General features: G+C 46.5%; 20 protein-coding genes. 9 read left to right on the top strand and 11 right to left on the bottom strand.

Translation table 11 applies throughout. The features are described 5' to 3' along the window. Nucleotides 1–16 precede the first annotated feature (16 nt). The 6 genes from lptB to PG915_RS14785 are packed head-to-tail and all read right to left on the bottom strand — an operon-like array spanning nt 17 to nt 4,296. A complete protein-coding gene (lptB, locus tag PG915_RS14810) occupies nt 17–742 on the bottom strand; it encodes an LPS export ABC transporter ATP-binding protein (RefSeq protein ID WP_112478597.1) in 726 nt (241 codons plus the stop codon). A gap of 8 nt (nt 743–750) precedes the next feature. Next, nucleotides 751–1,248: a lipopolysaccharide transport periplasmic protein LptA gene (lptA, locus tag PG915_RS14805; RefSeq protein ID WP_112478596.1), complete on the bottom strand. Its 498-nt coding sequence runs from the start codon at nt 1,246–1,248 to the stop codon at nt 751–753. Then, a complete protein-coding gene (gene lptC, locus PG915_RS14800) occupies nt 1,229–1,792 on the bottom strand; it encodes an LPS export ABC transporter periplasmic protein LptC (RefSeq protein WP_353497205.1) in 564 nt (187 codons plus the stop codon). The genes lptA and lptC overlap by 20 nt, the downstream gene beginning before the upstream one ends. Continuing rightward, a complete protein-coding gene (kdsC, locus tag PG915_RS14795) occupies nt 1,789–2,346 on the bottom strand; it encodes a 3-deoxy-manno-octulosonate-8-phosphatase KdsC (RefSeq protein ID WP_353497204.1) in 558 nt (185 codons plus the stop codon). Before kdsC ends, lptC begins: the two co-directional genes overlap by 4 nt. Then, entirely contained in the window at nt 2,346–3,314 is a 969-nt protein-coding gene (locus PG915_RS14790; RefSeq protein ID WP_353497203.1) for a KpsF/GutQ family sugar-phosphate isomerase, read from the bottom strand. The genes kdsC and PG915_RS14790 overlap by 1 nt, the downstream gene beginning before the upstream one ends. A 10-nt stretch (nt 3,315–3,324) precedes the next feature. Further along, on the bottom strand, nt 3,325–4,296 hold the full coding sequence (locus PG915_RS14785; protein WP_353497202.1) for a calcium/sodium antiporter: 972 nt from the start codon (nt 4,294–4,296) through the stop codon (nt 3,325–3,327). Nucleotides 4,297–4,595: 299 nt separating this feature from the next. On the opposite strand from PG915_RS14785, the gene mlaF reads away from it, so the two are divergent. From mlaF to PG915_RS14745, 8 genes are all read left to right on the top strand, one after another. Then, nucleotides 4,596–5,390, top strand: coding sequence for a phospholipid ABC transporter ATP-binding protein MlaF (gene mlaF, locus PG915_RS14780; RefSeq protein ID WP_353497201.1), 795 nt, complete (start codon nt 4,596–4,598; stop codon nt 5,388–5,390). A gap of 1 nt (nt 5,391) precedes the next feature. Continuing rightward, nucleotides 5,392–6,180: a lipid asymmetry maintenance ABC transporter permease subunit MlaE gene (mlaE, locus tag PG915_RS14775; protein ID WP_353497200.1), complete on the top strand. Its 789-nt coding sequence runs from the start codon at nt 5,392–5,394 to the stop codon at nt 6,178–6,180. Nucleotides 6,181–6,209: 29 nt separating this feature from the next. Further along, nucleotides 6,210–6,695, top strand: a complete 486-nt coding sequence (mlaD, locus tag PG915_RS14770; RefSeq protein WP_353497199.1) for an outer membrane lipid asymmetry maintenance protein MlaD — start codon at nt 6,210–6,212, stop codon at nt 6,693–6,695. Between the two features lie 24 nt (nt 6,696–6,719). Beyond that, nucleotides 6,720–7,352, top strand: coding sequence for a phospholipid-binding protein MlaC (locus tag PG915_RS14765; protein ID WP_353498734.1), 633 nt, complete (start codon nt 6,720–6,722; stop codon nt 7,350–7,352). Beyond that, a complete protein-coding gene (locus tag PG915_RS14760) occupies nt 7,352–7,651 on the top strand; it encodes an STAS domain-containing protein (RefSeq protein WP_353497198.1) in 300 nt (99 codons plus the stop codon). Before PG915_RS14765 ends, PG915_RS14760 begins: the two co-directional genes overlap by 1 nt. Before the next feature lie 9 nt (nt 7,652–7,660). Beyond that, nucleotides 7,661–7,915, top strand: coding sequence for a BolA family iron metabolism protein IbaG (gene ibaG, locus PG915_RS14755; protein WP_353497197.1), 255 nt, complete (start codon nt 7,661–7,663; stop codon nt 7,913–7,915). 9 nt (nt 7,916–7,924) lie between these two features. Then, complete coding sequence (gene murA, locus PG915_RS14750; RefSeq protein ID WP_353497196.1) at nt 7,925–9,190, top strand: UDP-N-acetylglucosamine 1-carboxyvinyltransferase; 1,266 nt, start codon at nt 7,925–7,927, stop codon at nt 9,188–9,190. Between the two features lie 72 nt (nt 9,191–9,262). Beyond that, entirely contained in the window at nt 9,263–9,991 is a 729-nt protein-coding gene (locus PG915_RS14745; protein ID WP_353497195.1) for a 1-acylglycerol-3-phosphate O-acyltransferase, read from the top strand. Between the two features lie 49 nt (nt 9,992–10,040). Here the strand turns inward: PG915_RS14745 and PG915_RS14740 are convergent, their stop codons facing one another. From PG915_RS14740 to arcA, 5 genes are all read right to left on the bottom strand, one after another. Then, a complete protein-coding gene (locus PG915_RS14740; protein WP_353497194.1) occupies nt 10,041–10,430 on the bottom strand; it encodes a RidA family protein in 390 nt (129 codons plus the stop codon). Nucleotides 10,431–10,551: 121 nt separating this feature from the next. Next, on the bottom strand, nt 10,552–11,013 hold the full coding sequence (gene pyrI, locus PG915_RS14735) for an aspartate carbamoyltransferase regulatory subunit (RefSeq protein WP_112463130.1): 462 nt from the start codon (nt 11,011–11,013) through the stop codon (nt 10,552–10,554). 12 nt (nt 11,014–11,025) lie between these two features. Beyond that, on the bottom strand, nt 11,026–11,955 hold the full coding sequence (gene pyrB / locus PG915_RS14730) for an aspartate carbamoyltransferase (RefSeq protein ID WP_353497193.1): 930 nt from the start codon (nt 11,953–11,955) through the stop codon (nt 11,026–11,028). A gap of 278 nt (nt 11,956–12,233) precedes the next feature. Further along, nucleotides 12,234–13,238 (bottom strand): ornithine carbamoyltransferase, encoded by a 1,005-nt coding sequence (gene argF / locus PG915_RS14725; protein WP_353497192.1) that lies wholly within the window; start codon nt 13,236–13,238, stop codon nt 12,234–12,236. Between the two features lie 122 nt (nt 13,239–13,360). Further along, the gene (gene arcA, locus PG915_RS14720) at nt 13,361–14,581 is read right to left on the bottom strand and encodes an arginine deiminase (protein WP_353497191.1); all 1,221 of its coding nucleotides are present in this window, start codon (nt 14,579–14,581) and stop codon (nt 13,361–13,363) included. Nucleotides 14,582–15,143: 562 nt separating this feature from the next. Between arcA and rraB the strand changes: the two genes are divergently transcribed. Then, nucleotides 15,144–15,557, top strand: a complete 414-nt coding sequence (rraB, locus tag PG915_RS14715) for a ribonuclease E inhibitor RraB (RefSeq protein WP_112463127.1) — start codon at nt 15,144–15,146, stop codon at nt 15,555–15,557. The last annotated feature ends 83 nt before the right edge of the window (nt 15,558–15,640 follow it).

The raw sequence follows: 15,640 nt of genomic DNA, 5'->3' as shown, positions 1-15,640 counted from the left end.
ATCCATGCCTATTAAATCATAGTCTGAATTGTTCACCGAGATAAACCTGCTTTACGTGTTCATTATTGAGAACATCTTCAGGACTTCCCTCCGCGATCAAGTGACCTTGACTCACGATGTAGGCTTTTTCGCAGACATCTAGCGTTTCGCGCACGTTGTGGTCGGTGATGAGTACACCTAACCCTCTGTCGCGTAAGTGTTCGATGATTTTCTTTATATCAATTACAGAAATTGGGTCAACCCCAGCAAAGGGTTCATCAAGCAGGATAAACTGCGGGTTTGCAGCCAGTGCTCTAGCGATTTCTACGCGTCTACGCTCACCGCCAGAGAGCGCCATACCTGCGCTTTTACGAATATGCTGGATATTAAACTCGTCGAGCAAATCTTCGAGTCTGTCCTGTCTTTCTTCTTGAGTCAGTTCGTTGCGCGTTTCCAGTACCGCCATGATGTTGTGTTCAACACTGAGCTTACGGAAGATCGAAGCTTCTTGAGGCAGATAACCGATGCCCATTTTGGCGCGGCTGTGCATAGGTAGAATACTGATGTCATTGCCATCGATGGTGATGCTACCTTCATCACGCGCTACCAGACCAACGATCATGTAGAACGAGGTTGTTTTACCTGCGCCATTTGGGCCGAGTAGTCCGACAATCTGACCAGATTCGACCGATAGGCTTACGTCAGAGACTACTTTGCGGTTTTTGTAGCTTTTCGCCAAATGCGAAGCTTTCAGTAACGCCATATTGGACTCTACTTCTCTTGAACTTGTTGTGGCTGCAACACGGTAGAAACGCGTTCGTTGGCGTTACCGTCAGCAACCAGCTTTTGAGATGAAATTCGGTATTTGATCGTGGTACCACGGATCACACTGTCATCTTGCGACAACATTGCTTGCTTTTTCATCGTTAGCTGATCATCTTTTAGTGAGTAGTGAAGCTCTTTGGCTTCGCCATACAAGGTTTTACCATCGTCAGTTAACTGCGAAAAGGTTGCCAGATCACCAAATCCTTGGATCACTTCTATGGTTCCCGTCTGCGGTTCGCGGGTCACGACGATTTTGTCAGCATTAATGTTGATACTGCCTTGCTTTAACTTCACATCGCCCGCAAATGTCACTTTGTTGCTCTTCATATCGAGCTGCTGGGTGTCTGAGTCAATGTATACCGGTTGTTCAGTATCGGTCGACAATGCCAGTGCGGCGGTTGGCAATAGCAGACACAGGCTGAGACTAAGGTGCGAGAGTTTCATATTTACTATTCACTTTGTTGTAAAGTTCCGCGAGATGATTAGCAAAGTTTCCTTTCATTGCATCACCTTGCGTTTCAAATTGTGGACCAAGCATGATCACTTTGTTGTCGGCCCAAAAATCGCGATTTTCGAGCTTGATACTCATGGTTTGCGTCGATAGCGTGTCAAACCCTGACTCAGGGAGCAAGTTTCGGGCAACCACATTATCATGAAGCGTTAACACTTCTTCCTTATCCAATACTGCTGTTTCTGCAGAGATCTCCCACTCTTGGATTTCACCGTTGGCAAAAATACGCACAATGGGTTGTTGGAATACGGTTTCTCCTCGTTTCGAGAAGTGCTCTAGATGCGCAGAGGTGATGCTATAACTGCGGATTCCCGTATCGCTGTAGGAGATATTGTGTAAGTTGGTACCGCTAAACGCCGGCAGTTCAATGTCCGGCTCAATTTGGATGACATTTTTATCATCCTTGCTGTACAGGTAGTAAGCACTACCTGCGATAACAATGGCAAGTAAACTGTAAAGAATACGAGATAAACTCATATACTTAGACCCTTGTGAAGCTCAAGTTCTCCCTTTGATTCTAGGATCAGATCACAGATTTCCCTAACCGCGCCATGTCCACCACGAATCGTTGTTACGTGGTCTGCTTTTTTTGCTAATAGTGGATGACCATCAGCCACACAAATACCGAGGCCAACTTGCGCCATAACAGGCCAGTCGATCAAGTCATCGCCGATGTAAGCGGTATGCTGTGGGACAATGCCTAGCTTGTCGCAAATGTCTTGGTAAGCGACTACTTTGTCATCTTGACCTTGGTAAATCAATGTGATGCCAAGGGCTTTCATACGGTTCTCTACAATCTTTGAGCTACGTCCAGTAATGATGGCCACTTGTACTCCGGCACTCATTAATGCTTTGACACCATAGCCATCACGAGTATGGAACGTCTTTAGCTCCTCACCATCGTTGCCCATGTATATAAGGCCGTCAGAAAACACGCCGTCAACGTCGCAGATTAATAGCTCAATGGCCGCGGCTTTTTCTACCGTCCCTTTACGGATTGGGCCATAAAGTGTTTCAACGCACTCAGACATTACACTACTCCTGCTTTGAGCAAATCATGCATGTTTAATGCACCGACTACTTTGTTTTGTTCCAGTAGAACTAGACCACTAATTTTCTTCGATTGCATCAAGTTTAGTCCTTCTGCCGCCAACATGTTTGGCGTTGCCGTGGTTGGCGTCGTGATCATGACTTCGCCAATGGTCGTCTCGTGAATATCCACGCGTCGATCGAGAATACGGCGTAGATCTCCATCGGTGAAAATACCAAGCAGGGTTTGCTTGTCGTCGACAATGGTCGTCATACCAAGCCCTTTATTGGAGATCTCGAGTAGAGCCTCACGAATTAAAGTGTTCGGGCTGACCATCGGAAGTGCATCACCAGTGTGCATGATATCGCTTAGTTTCAGAAGTAGCTTGCGACCTAGTGCGCCACCTGGATGAGAGAGGGCAAAATCTTCCTCGCTAAAACCGCGAGCTTCAAGCAGCGCCATGGCCAGAGCATCACCCATCACCAGTGTCGCTGTCGAGCTCGACGTAGGAGCAAGCTCTAATGGACAAGCTTCTTTAGGTACCGTGATTTGTAAATGGTAATCGGAAAGCTTACCCATTGTCGATTCTGGCTTACCGGTCATGCTGACGGTAGTAATCCCCAAGCGTTTGAAAACAGGGAACAGACTGATGATTTCATGCGCTTCGCCTGAGTTTGAAATCGCAATCACTAGATCGCGAGCTTCTACCATGCCTAGATCGCCATGGGCCGCTTCACCTGGGTGCACAAAAAACGCCGACGTACCTGTGCTTGCAAGAGTTGCAGCGATTTTCTTACCAATATGCCCAGATTTGCCAATTCCCATCACGATAACTTTACCTTGATGATTCAAAATGGCTTGGCATACCGCTTCAAAATGTCCGTCAAAGTAGCGCTCAATATGCATTAACGCTTGAACTTCGGTATTTAGAACACGTTTGGCACTGCCAATGAAATCAAATTCAGACATACAATTGCTCCTAAGCCGCCATGTTGGCAAATAGATACACTTGATAACCTAAGAAGAGCACAAACAAAATGCCCCCTTCGATGCGATTAATACTTTTCGACTTGCCAAGAGCCATAACGACAAGGAGCAAAGATAGCCCTAGCATTACCCAGAAATCTCGACCCATCGCATGTTCACTCAAAAGCGATGGATTAAGGACGCCTGGGATACCCATAACGGCAAGGATGTTGAATACGTTGGAGCCGATGATATTGCCTACGGCCATATCATCTTCCCCTTTGAGCACGCCGGCAAGAGAGGCGGCAAGTTCAGGTAAACTGGTACCTATTGCGATGATAGTTAGACCTATCACCAGATCGCTCATCCCAAAGTACTGAGCGATAACAACCGCGCTGTCGACCAAACGATCCGCCGCTAGGGGAAGCACAATCAAACCAATGACTACCCACATCGCGGCTTTGGCATTACTGACGCCTTCCGGTACTTCAGATTCTTGATCGTCTAGTAAGGCATCGGTGTTTCCGCTTTCTTTTTCAGCCTTGCTAATACGTAGCATGGCTAGGATGAAGGCAGCAAATAAAGCGAACAGGATGACACCTTCAACGAAACCAAGGTGACTATCCCAAAGAATAAGACCTGCAATCAGTGTGACCGCGATCATCAGCGGGAGTTCACGTCTCAGAACGGCTGATGAGATAGAAAGTGGCTTGATCATCGCGGTAATGCCGAGGATGAGTGCGATGTTAGCAATGTTGGAACCGAGTACGTTACCTACAGCGGTGTCTGTTTTTCCTTCTAGCGCTGCGGTGGCAGATACCATCATTTCTGGGGCAGAAGAGCCCATCGCAAGAATGGTCATGCCAATCACCAGTGGTGAGATACCTACGTTGCGTGCCAACGCGGCAGCACCAAATACCAGTTTATCCGCACTCCATACGAGAAAAACCAGTCCAATAATCAGAAACACCACGGCTTCGAGCATGTTTAATTCCACTTTTTTTTTCTGAGACAATTGGCGGCTAATTTTGACGCTTTGTCATCCAAAATGGAAGCCAATCAATAAATAAAATACCGATAACACTGTTAATTACGTACCTTTACTATCAGCAAGCTGATAGTTTGTTGAACGAAGCTAGGAAGCTCAAAACAGGGAATGGCTTATTCATCTGGAGTATTATGTTGAATTGTTTATACAACTGAGTGAATGTTAGGGTTTTAATTACGGCCAGGTATCATTATCATGAAAGGTTATGAAGCTTGGAATTCGAGATAAGGAAGTCTATGTCAAACAATGACTTGGTTTCTATTAGCGGATTATCTTTTTCACGTGGTTCACGAGTTATCTTTGATGACATAGAATTGCATGTGCCAAAAGGTAAAGTGACCGCCATAATGGGACCTTCGGGAATTGGTAAAACGACACTACTACGCTTGATTGGTGGGCAGTTGATGCCTGACCAAGGAGAGGTGTGGTTTGATGGCGACAATATTCCAACGTTGTCTCGTAAACGTCTTTATCAAGTTCGCAAAAAAATGAGCATGCTGTTCCAATCGGGCGCACTGTTTACTGATTTGACAGTGTTTGACAACGTGGCATTTCCACTGCGTGAGCACACCGAATTAGATGAATCTATGATCCGCACGCTTGTGCTGCTGAAACTCGAAGCGGTTGGACTAAGAGGCGCGGCAGAGTTGATGCCGAGCGAACTCTCAGGCGGTATGGCACGACGCGCTGCATTAGCAAGAGCCATTGCCCTTGATCCCGAGTTGATTCTCTATGATGAGCCGTTTGTCGGCCAAGATCCCATTACCATGGGGGTGCTAGTAGAGCTTATCCGTAAGCTCAATAACGCACTAAATGTCACTTCTGTCGTCGTGTCCCATGATGTGCCTGAGGTGATGTCGATTGCTGATTGGGTCTACTTGCTGGCAAATGGCAAAATTGTTGCCAAAGGGACGCCAGATGAACTGCGCAATAACCCAGCTCCTCAAATACAACAATTCCTCAAAGGCGAAGCCGATGGTCCGGTGCCATTTCGCTTTCCTGCCTCTCCGTTAGAACAGGAGCTATTTTAATATGGCATCGCTTTCGTTGTGGGTTCAAAAAGTCGGTCAGCGCGCGCTTTCTGTGGGTTATGCATGGGGTCGGGCGACGTTTATGTTGCTGGGTGTGGTGTTATCTCGTCCGCAGCCGAAAAAGCATTTCCCATTGCTAATTAAACAGCTTTATAACGTCGGAGTGCAGTCTCTGGCGATCATTTTAGTCTCTGGACTATTCATTGGCATGGTTCTTAGCCTGCAAGGTTATGTGGTGCTGGTGGATTACGGCGCGGAAGGTAGCCTGGGGCAAATGGTGGCGCTATCGCTACTTCGAGAGCTTGGTCCTGTGGTCACAGCGCTGCTTTTTGCCGGGCGCGCAGGCTCTGCGCTTACTGCTGAAATCGGCTTGATGAAAGCCACTGAGCAGCTATCTAGTTTAGAAATGATGGCTGTTGATCCGATAAAACGTGTTGTGGCGCCGCGCTTTTGGGCGGGGGTCATCTCCATGCCTCTATTGGCGATGATTTTTATGTCGATAGGTATTTGGGGGGCACAGTTAGTGGGTGTGGACTGGAAAGGTATCGATCATGGTAGTTTCTGGTCAGCAATGCAATCTTCGGTGGAGTTAGGCCGCGATATTGGTAACAGTACGATCAAATGTGTGGTGTTTGCGATTACCGTAACTTGGATTGCTTTATTTAACGGTTATGATGCCATCCCAACTTCCGAGGGTATTAGCCAAGCCACGACACGTACTGTTGTGCATTCTTCGCTCGCGGTACTCGGATTAGATTTTGTTCTTACTGCCTTGATGTTTGGCAACTAAGCTTAAAACAATAATTAAAGGAACTCTTAATGCAACAGACAAGAAAGTTGGAATTGTGGGTAGGCAGTTTTGTGTTGTTAGGCCTTAGCGCAATCTTGTTTATGATTCTTCAGGTTGCTGACGTCAAGAGTCTAGGCTCTGGTGATACTTATACTCTAGAAGCCCGATTCGACAATATTGGCAGTCTAAAGGTGCGCTCCCCAGTCAAAGTGGGCGGCGTGGTCATTGGACGAGTGAGCGATATCCATCTCGACAAAGAGTCATTTCTACCGGTCGTGAGTTTGGCGATCAGCAGTGACTATCAGTTTCCGGACACCTCTAGTGCACAAGTACTGACCTCGGGATTGATAGGCGAGCAGTATATTGGACTGGTACCAGGCTTTGTTTTTGATGATGAAGGCTACTTAGCGGATGGTGACCGAATCGAAGACACGAAATCGGCATTGGTGCTAGAAGATATGATTGGCCAAGTGCTGTATAGCATCGGTGGTTCTGATGAGAGCAGCAAGGAGTAAGGGATGTTGAAGCGATGGTTTGAAATGTGTTCGGCGCTGATAGTGGCAATATTGCTCTCAGCCAATGCAATGGCAGATACAATTGATGCGACCAAGCCTTATGACATGATTATCAAGGTCTCGGATCAAGCTTTCTCGCGCCTTAGTGCGGAGCAGGACACCATCAAGGGCGATCCTGAACACTTGAAAGTGGTTGTAGAAGAAGAACTGATGCCACATGTGAATTATCGCTATGCGGCACTCAAACTACTGGGCCCCAATTTAAAAGGGGCTAAACGTGAAGACGTGATGGAGTTCATCAATGCCTTTCGAGCTTATTTGGCTACCTCTTACGCACAAGTACTGACGCAATATACTGGTCAGGAGGTGAAATTTGGTCCTGAACCCAAAATCGACGACAAGACGTCTATTATCGGCGTAAAAGTGACCATCATGGACTCGCCGCGACCGAACATTAATCTTGAGTTCAAACTCCGTAAGGATAAGAAAACCGGTGAATGGAAAGCGTTTGATATGATTGCCGAAGGCATCAGTCTGCTCTCCAGTAAGCAATCGGAATGGAACACCAAGATCCGTCAAGAGGGCATCCTTTCGGTTGCTGATGAGCTTGAACAGTTGGCGAAAGCGCCAATCCGTTTTGAGGGCAGCGGGAAGTAATGGAAGCAAAATTAGAACAGCGTACTGACACAAGCTTGGCACTGGTGGGTAATATAAGCCGCGATACTGTGCCGGCACTTTGGCGTGATGTTCAACGCATTAACTTCACTCAGCCAGAGATGAATTTGACGTTAGAACAGGTCGAGCGCTTCGATTCTGCCGGATTGGTGATGTTAATCCACTTATTAGAGCATGCAAAAAATCGAAAGTGTCATATAATGCTCAGCTTCGTGCCCGATGAGCTGAACATACTGTTTCAGCTATACAACGTTGAATCAGTCATAGAGAAACACATTTAGGAGTATCTTGTGGATAGCACAAAAGTACAGGAACTATTACAAAGCGCGTTGAACCTAGAAGAGCTTATCGTCAAAGGCGAAGGTAGCCACTATGAAGTCATCGCGGTAGATGCTCAATTTGAAGGCATGAGCCGAGTTAAAAAACAGCAGACGATTTACGCTCCGCTGATGGAATACATTCAGCGTAATGACATCCACGCAGTATCAATTAAAGCCTATACTCCAGAAGAGTGGGCTCGTGATAAAAAGCTGATGTCTCTTTAAGGTTTATTAATGGATAAGTTTCGAGTTATTGGATCGAACACGCCGCTGAGTGGCGAAGTGTCGATCTCTGGTGCTAAGAACGCAGCACTGCCAATTTTATTTGCTTCTATTCTGGCTGAAGAGCCGGTTGAAGTCGCCAACGTCCCTCATCTTCGCGATATTGATACGACGATGAAGCTACTGAGCCGCCTAGGTGCTAAAGTGCATCGTAACGGTTCTGTTCACGTTGATGGTAGCGAAATCAATGAGCTATGTGCACCTTATGACTTGGTGAAAACCATGCGTGCATCTATTTGGGCTCTTGGCCCGCTTGTCGCTCGCTTTGGTAAAGGTCAAGTATCACTGCCTGGCGGTTGTGCGATTGGTGCCCGCCCAGTGGACCTTCATATTCACGGTCTAGAGCAGCTAGGCGCGACCATCACGCTTGAAGATGGTTATGTGAAAGCGGAAGTCGATGGTCGCCTAAAAGGCGCGCATATCGTGATGGATAAAGTCAGTGTTGGCGCAACCATCACAGTCATGTGTGCTGCAACGCTTGCTGAAGGTACGACCGTGCTTGATAACGCAGCGCGCGAGCCTGAGATTGTTGATACCGCAGACTTCCTGAATAAGCTTGGTGCCAAAGTGACTGGCGCGGGTACAGATACCATCACTATCGAAGGTGTTGAGCGTCTTTCTGGTGGTAAGCACACCGTGGTTGCAGACCGTATCGAAACGGGTACCTTCTTGGTCGCTGCAGCAGTATCTGGCGGTAAAGTGGTTTGCCGCAATACCAGTGCACATCTGCTTGAGGCGGTACTGGCTAAGCTTGAAGAAGCGGGTGCTAACGTTGAGACTGGCGATGATTGGATCTCATTGGATATGACGGGTCGTGAGCTCAAAGCTGTATCGATTCGCACTGCGCCTCACCCTGGCTTCCCAACGGACATGCAAGCGCAGTTTACGCTATTGAATATGATGGCGAAAGGCGGCGGCGTGATCACGGAAACTATCTTCGAAAATCGCTTTATGCATGTGCCTGAGCTAATGCGTATGGGGGCAAAAGCGGAAATTGAAGGTAACACGGTTATCTGTGGTGATGTGGAATCACTGAGCGGTGCTCAAGTGATGGCAACCGACCTTCGTGCTTCAGCGAGTTTGGTTATTGCAGGTTGTATTGCACAAGGCGAGACCATTGTTGACCGCATCTATCACATCGATCGCGGCTATGAGCGCATTGAAGACAAATTGTCAGCGCTGGGTGCCAACATTACCCGTGTCGCGGGCGATGAATAACAACATTTAAGATTCAATTAGCCGAAATCCAAGGGTTTCGGCTTTTTTTTGAAGCCATTGTCGGAGAACAAAATGGTTGCTTTACTTCGCTGCATTGCAGTGGCTATTTTCGCCGTTGTGATGTTTGTATTTGGCTGTGGCTATTGCCTGCTCAGCCCAAGAAATCCAAAACATGTGTTTACCTTTGGCCGCTACTTTGGCGCTATGTCGAAGATCCTTGGCGTGAAGCTCGATCTGCGCCTTCCAGAAGACGCGTACAAACGTGGCCAGCACATCTATATTGCCAACCACCAGAATAACTGGGATTTGTTCACAGTTTCTTCAGCGGTGACGCCGAACGTGGTGACGGTAGGTAAGAAGAGCTTATTGTGGATGCCGCTTTTCGGTCAGCTGTACTACCTAACGGGTAATATTTTGATTGACCGTGCCAATCGCAGCAAAGCGAAAGGCACGATCGATCAAGTTGTGGATAGCATAAAAAAGAGCAATCTATCTGTATGGATGTTTCCTGAAGGAACGCGCTCTCGCGGTCGCGGTATGCTTCCGTTCAAGACAGGCGCTTTCCACGCAGCTATTGGCGCAGAGGTGCCAATCATTCCTATCGTATGCAGTAGCACAAGCCATTTAAAGCTGAATAAGTGGGATAATGGTCATATCATCGTTGAGATGTTGCCACCTATCTCTATTGAAGGCTACGGCAAAGAAGATGTGCGCAAACTGGCGAATGTTTGTCGCGAACAAATGATAGAGAAGCTCGCTGAGCTAGACGCCGAAGTCGCCGAGCTTAACGCGAAGAAATAACTAAAAAAGGGTTGCCAATGGCAACCCTTTTTCTCTTCAACCGAAGCGATTATTTGCGAACCGCGATCGCTTCAATTTCAATTTTCACATCTTTTGGAAGACGCGCAACTTCAACACAAGAGCGTGCTGGGTAATTCGCTACATTGTGCTCATCGAAGAACTTGCCGTACACCTCGTTCACAGTACCAAAGTCGTTAAGGTCTTTAACGAATACCGTCATTTTTACGATGTCTGAAACAGTCAGGCCAGATGCTTCAACTACAGCTTTCACGTTGTCTAGAGACTGACGTGCTTGCTCAGAAATGTCTTCTGACACTTCACCTGTTTGAGGGTTCACTGGAATTTGGCCTGAAGTCAGTACCATGTTGCCTAGATCAACACCTTGAACGTAAGGGCCAATTGCTGCTGGTGCAGACTCTGTATGAAGTACTTTTGTCATCGTTGTATCCATTATGATGGGATTAGTAAGAGCTTAAGACTGCCTCTAGGACAAATAAAAATCAAGCCTACAACAATGAGAAATATTGTAGGCTTGAATGACTATTGACTTGTGATTAATTCTAGCGCTCAGTCACGATCTCGCGAGAGTAAACTTTTTCGCAATATTTACACTTCAAACGGATGTCTTCGTGCTTTTCGAATACCTTGAAGCTGCTGTCTACTGGCTCGTTGTGCGTAATGCAGTTGCTGTTCGGACATTCAAAAACACCGGTGATGGTTTCTGGTAGCTCTAACGCCAGCTTTTTGCACACTTCGTAGTTTTCAATCTGGTTCACTGTGGCATGTGGTGCGTACAGTGCTAGCTTGTTCGCTTGCTCTTCCGTGATAAACACGTTTTCAATCTTTAGCAGATCTTTGCTGCCTAGTGCTGATGACGGCAAGTTCAGGCCGATAGTCACGCGCTGCTTTGATTCATCCATCGCAAACAGTTTCAGCACTTTGATGCCAATGTTTGCTGGGATGTGGTCAATAACGGTGCCGTTTTTGATCGCTTCAACTTGCAATTGGGTTTCTTTAGCCATGACAATCTCTCCTTAAAGTGCTTCGTTAAGAACAAGGGCAAGCAATGCTTCACGAGCGTACACACCGTTTTCTGCTTGTTGGAAGTAATACGCGTAAGGCGTTTTATCAACGTCTACGGTGATTTCATCCACACGAGGCAGTGGGTGTAGGACTTTAAGATTGTCGCGTGCATCTTTCAGTGTCTCTGCAGACAGGATATACGCCGACTTAATGTGCGCGTACTCAGATTCGTCAAAACGCTCTTTCTGTACACGTGTCATGTAAAGGACATCAAGTTCAGGTACAACGCTGTCGATGTCTGTGTGCAGGCTAAATTGAATGCCGGCTTCTTCTAGCTCTTCACAGATGTAATCTGGCATCGCTAGCGCCTCTGGTGCGATGAAGAAGAAGCGTACGTTATCGAATTTCGCCAGCGCTTGGGTCAATGAGTGAACCGTGCGGCCGTATTTTAGGTCGCCCACAAATGCAACGTTGATATCATCTAAACGACCTTGCGTCTCATAAATAGAGTACAGGTCAAGCAGGGTTTGTGTTGGGTGCTGGTTTGCACCGTCTCCAGCATTGATAACCGGCACGCCGTTAGAGAACTCAGAAGCTAGACGCGCTGCGCCTTCTTGTGGATGGCGCATGACGAAGGCATCAACGTATGAAGAGATGACCTGTACAGAGTCTGCCAGTGTCTCGCCTTTTTTCGCCAGCGAAGTGTTACCGCCACTGTCAAAACCAATCACATCACCGCCGATGCGTTGGATAGCCGTTTCGAAAGAAAGTCGGGTACGTGTCGATGGCTCGAAGAAGCAGCTTGCCACGACTTTATTCTTGATTAACTCAGGTTGAGGGTTGGATTTTAGATGACCCGCGGTTTTCACAATGAGTTCTAGCTCCTCACGTGACAGTTCCGGAATCGAGATAATGTGCTTTTGATAGAGCGTATTCGCCATGTTTATCTTCCCTATAGTTACAACCAGACCAGATACTTTCTCTAAGTGAATTAGAGATTAACGACCATAAAAAGGCCCCCCATATTGGGAGGCTTAGAATTCGATAGGAAATAATAACGGTGCGTGATAAGCAAATTGCTTATCGAGAGTGTGTAGTGATGTCAAACTCGCTTGCGCCATTAATCGTTCCCCAGACAAATTGCCGAGAATTATACGCCCAAAATTTGCGAGCGCAAGCGATTACATCAAACATTTAGCGTCAATTATTGCCAACTTTGTTAGCTGCCTAAAGTGGCCACCATGACCGCTTTGATAGTATGCATACGGTTCTCAGCTTCATCAAAAACGATTGAATATTCAGACTCAAACACATCATTGGTCACTTCAAGGCCGTTGAGTCCATATTTATCCGCAATTTCTTTGCCTATAGTCGTCTGGTCATCGTGGAAAGCGGGCAAACAGTGCATAAATTTCACGTTTTTATTCCCTGTTGCTTCGATCATCGCCATATTAACTTGATAAGGTTTCATTAGAGCGATTCGCTCTTCCCATGCCTCGGCAGATTCGCCCATCGATACCCAAACGTCGGTATATAGGAAGTCACAATCTTTAACGCCGGCTTGTACATCCTCAGTTAGGGTGATGGTCGCGCCCGTTGTGTGCGCAATGGTCTGACATTCATCGACTAAGCTCTGTTCTGGCCAAAATGCTTTTGGTGCCACCAAGCGAATGTCCATGCCCATTTTGGCTGCGCCTACCATAAGTGAATTGCCCATGTTATTGCGCGCGTCACCTAAGTAAGCAAACTTGATTTGGTGCAGCTGTTTGCCTTTGCCGTGCTCAAGCATGGTTAGGAAGTCAGCTAGGATTTGAGTTGGGTGGAACTCATCGGTAAGACCGTTCCATACAGGAACGCCGGCATGTGCACCTAATTCCTCGACAATCGCCTGACCAAAGCCGCGATACTCAATGCCATCGTACATACGGCCTAACACACGCGCTGTATCTTTCATCGATTCCTTGTGACCAATTTGCGAGCCAGAAGGGCCGATATAAGAAACTTGTGCACCTTGATCAAAGGCTGCTACCTCAAAAGCACATCGGGTACGGGTCGATGCTTTTTCGAAGATAAGCGCAATGTTTTTGCCAACCAAGTTTTTCTGTTCTGTGCCAGCGTATTTTGCCGATTTGAGCTCTTTGGACATATCGAGCAAAAACTGAATTTCTTTTGGTGTGAAGTCGAGAAGCTTGAGAAAGTTCCTGTTCCGTATGTTGTAAGCCATGGTCCGTACCTCTGTGTTAATTGTTGATTCTATTTATACATACAAATTCTTATTTTGTGAATAATTATTTTGTTTAAGCGCAAAAAAAGCCCCTTATTTGGGGCTTTTGTAAATAGTTATGTTTAAATGCCATCACGTTCTATTGGACAACTCATACAGCGAGCACCGCCACGACCACGACCAAGTTCGTTCCCTGGAATGGTCAACACTTGAATGCCGGCTTTGTCGTATTTCTCATTGGTGTAAACGTTGCGTTCATAGCCAATGACAACGCCAGGTTTAACTGTCAGCACATTGTTGGCGTCGTTCCATTGCTCTCGCTCGGCTTCGTAGTTATCGCCGCCGGTGGTTATGATCTTAAGCTGATCGACATCCAGTGCGCTTTCGAGTGCTTTGAGATAGTTTGGTAGCTTCTCAACTTGCATTTGACCGTTATTCGATGGGGTTAAACGCCAAGTATCGAGCTTGTCATTGATGATTTCTGGATAGACTGAGAAGGTGTCGACATCCATGTGGGTCATGACTGTATCTAGGTGCATGCATGAGCGATGCTTAGGTAGGTCGATGGCAATGACTTGGCTTGCTTGCCCTGATTTGAACAAACTGGCTGCCAAATTTTCCACGCCTTGCGGTGTAGTACGCTCAGAGATACCGATCAGCACCGCCCCTTTACCAATGACGAGTACGTCTCCGCCTTCAATGTTGGCGTTGTCGTAATGGAGGTCTTCATCACCAAAGTATTTGATGAAATCTTGTCCTGCAAATGTAGGATGCCAGCGGTAGATAGCTCGAAGGTGATTGGTTTCGCGTTGACGAGCCGCCTTCATCATCGGGTTTAACGAGACGCCACCATACACCCAGCAAGAGGTATCACGAGTGAAGAGATGGTTTGGTAAAGGCTCGATGACAAAGTCGAGCGGCCTGCTCATCTTTTGCAATATCGAAGGTGTTTTGATTGGCAGCTCAGAGTAGGCAAGTCCACCAAGCAGCACAGTCGCTAAATGCTCGTTGTCCATTTGCGCTAAATATTGACGCAGCTCGCTGGCAAAAATAGGTCCGTAGCGAAAATCAGAGATTTGCGTATCGAGTAGCCAGGTTCTGGCATCGTCTACTGCGAGGGTTTCTACTAGCAAGTCATGAAGCAACAAAACCTCGACGTCTTGGCTGCGCAATGTGCTTGCAAAAGCATCGTGCTCTTCGCCGGCCGCTTCAACTGCCAGTACGTCATCGAACAATAGCTCATGACAGTTAGATGGGGTGAGGTGGGTTAGGGCTCTTTCTGGACGGTTTAGCAAAACGCGTCGTAATTGACCGACTTCCGAGCCGACATACAACTTACTCATTACGATTCCTTTCAGCTTGATCTGCCGCTATTTATGACAAGCTTGTTATCAAGATGCAAGTTTAATAACCAGTAAATATCACTGGTAACCGATTGCTTTGCAGTTAAATTGATTGATTGATGGTTTCAATACAGACAAAGATGGCGGTTTTTTGGCTATTTACATGGGAGGATGAATGCTTGGATATGCAGTGTTTTATGCTCACCCCTCCTCAATACTCATGTTTTTCATTTGAATAAATAACCATTTTGCGATGGATTTATGATTGATTAATGAATAAAACAAAAAGCTGGGCAGTGTTTGACGCTCTGGCGGATATGCATGCTTTATCTATAAATTTTCGGCTATTTAAGCTGAGCTCTGCGCCCACAATCAATACACCTAAAAAGAGGGAAGTCTTCGGTCATGAAAATGTTAAATTTATGTATATGTGATCTTGATCATACTTTGTCACCGATGCGATTTCGAAAAATAGTCAGCAAAGATCTCGTTTTGATCTTTCGATCTCCGGCGACTTCTCGTATTATTCATGCCGTTAACCTATTTATAGCTGGAGCACTTTATGTCTCAACAAGATGAGTATATGTCCGTTGAAGAACTGATCGAATTTCAAAAGGAAGAAACTCGCGATATCATTCAAGCGCTAATTGAAGATGGAAGTGATCCAGAAGCTCTTTACGAGATCGAGCACCACCTGTTCGCAGAAGACTTTGATCGTCTAGAGAAAGCCGTTGTTGAAGCGTTCAAGATGGGCTTCGAGGTTTTAGAAGCAGAAGAAACTGAAGACGAAGATGGCAATAAGCTACTTTGTTGTGATGCGACAATGGAATCAACACTAAACGCTGAGCAAATTGATGCTCAGGTTGAAAAGCTGGTTCAATTGGCAGAGAAATACGACATCATCTACGATGGCTGGGGTACGTATTACGAGGGCGAAGATGCGCTTTACCCTGAAGAGGATGATGAAGACGAATAAGTCTTGATGAAAAGGTCAGCTGCGCTGACCTTTTTTGATCTTGCTATCTTTCCAAATTCGATTTGATTATACTTCGCCTAACA

The organism is Vibrio sp. CB1-14 (assembly GCF_040412085.2).
Taxonomy (GTDB): Bacteria; Pseudomonadota; Gammaproteobacteria; order Enterobacterales; family Vibrionaceae; genus Vibrio; species Vibrio chaetopteri.
The sequence above is the reverse complement of the archived record's forward strand: the minus strand, read 5'-3'. Positions and strand labels throughout refer to the sequence as shown.

Coding starts and splice junctions, on each gene's coding strand:
- PG915_RS14785 (WP_353497202.1), bottom strand. CDS start 4,296: ATGCTCGAAGCCGTGGTGTTTCTGATTATTGGACTGGTTTTTCTCGTA.
- mlaE (WP_353497200.1), top strand. CDS start 5,392: ATGGCATCGCTTTCGTTGTGGGTTCAAAAAGTCGGTCAGCGCGCGCTT.
- PG915_RS14745 (WP_353497195.1), top strand. CDS start 9,263: ATGGTTGCTTTACTTCGCTGCATTGCAGTGGCTATTTTCGCCGTTGTG.
- PG915_RS14740 (WP_353497194.1), bottom strand. CDS start 10,430: ATGACAAAAGTACTTCATACAGAGTCTGCACCAGCAGCAATTGGCCCT.
- lptC (WP_353497205.1), bottom strand. CDS start 1,792: ATGAGTTTATCTCGTATTCTTTACAGTTTACTTGCCATTGTTATCGCA.
- PG915_RS14790 (WP_353497203.1), bottom strand. CDS start 3,314: ATGTCTGAATTTGATTTCATTGGCAGTGCCAAACGTGTTCTAAATACC.
- mlaF (WP_353497201.1), top strand. CDS start 4,596: ATGTCAAACAATGACTTGGTTTCTATTAGCGGATTATCTTTTTCACGT.
- PG915_RS14760 (WP_353497198.1), top strand. CDS start 7,352: ATGGAAGCAAAATTAGAACAGCGTACTGACACAAGCTTGGCACTGGTG.
- PG915_RS14765 (WP_353498734.1), top strand. CDS start 6,720: ATGTGTTCGGCGCTGATAGTGGCAATATTGCTCTCAGCCAATGCAATG.
- mlaD (WP_353497199.1), top strand. CDS start 6,210: ATGCAACAGACAAGAAAGTTGGAATTGTGGGTAGGCAGTTTTGTGTTG.
- rraB (WP_112463127.1), top strand. CDS start 15,144: ATGTCTCAACAAGATGAGTATATGTCCGTTGAAGAACTGATCGAATTT.
- lptA (WP_112478596.1), bottom strand. CDS start 1,248: ATGAAACTCTCGCACCTTAGTCTCAGCCTGTGTCTGCTATTGCCAACC.
- arcA (WP_353497191.1), bottom strand. CDS start 14,581: ATGAGTAAGTTGTATGTCGGCTCGGAAGTCGGTCAATTACGACGCGTT.
- argF (WP_353497192.1), bottom strand. CDS start 13,238: ATGGCTTACAACATACGGAACAGGAACTTTCTCAAGCTTCTCGACTTC.
- kdsC (WP_353497204.1), bottom strand. CDS start 2,346: ATGTCTGAGTGCGTTGAAACACTTTATGGCCCAATCCGTAAAGGGACG.
- murA (WP_353497196.1), top strand. CDS start 7,925: ATGGATAAGTTTCGAGTTATTGGATCGAACACGCCGCTGAGTGGCGAA.
- pyrI (WP_112463130.1), bottom strand. CDS start 11,013: ATGGCTAAAGAAACCCAATTGCAAGTTGAAGCGATCAAAAACGGCACC.
- pyrB (WP_353497193.1), bottom strand. CDS start 11,955: ATGGCGAATACGCTCTATCAAAAGCACATTATCTCGATTCCGGAACTG.
- lptB (WP_112478597.1), bottom strand. CDS start 742: ATGGCGTTACTGAAAGCTTCGCATTTGGCGAAAAGCTACAAAAACCGC.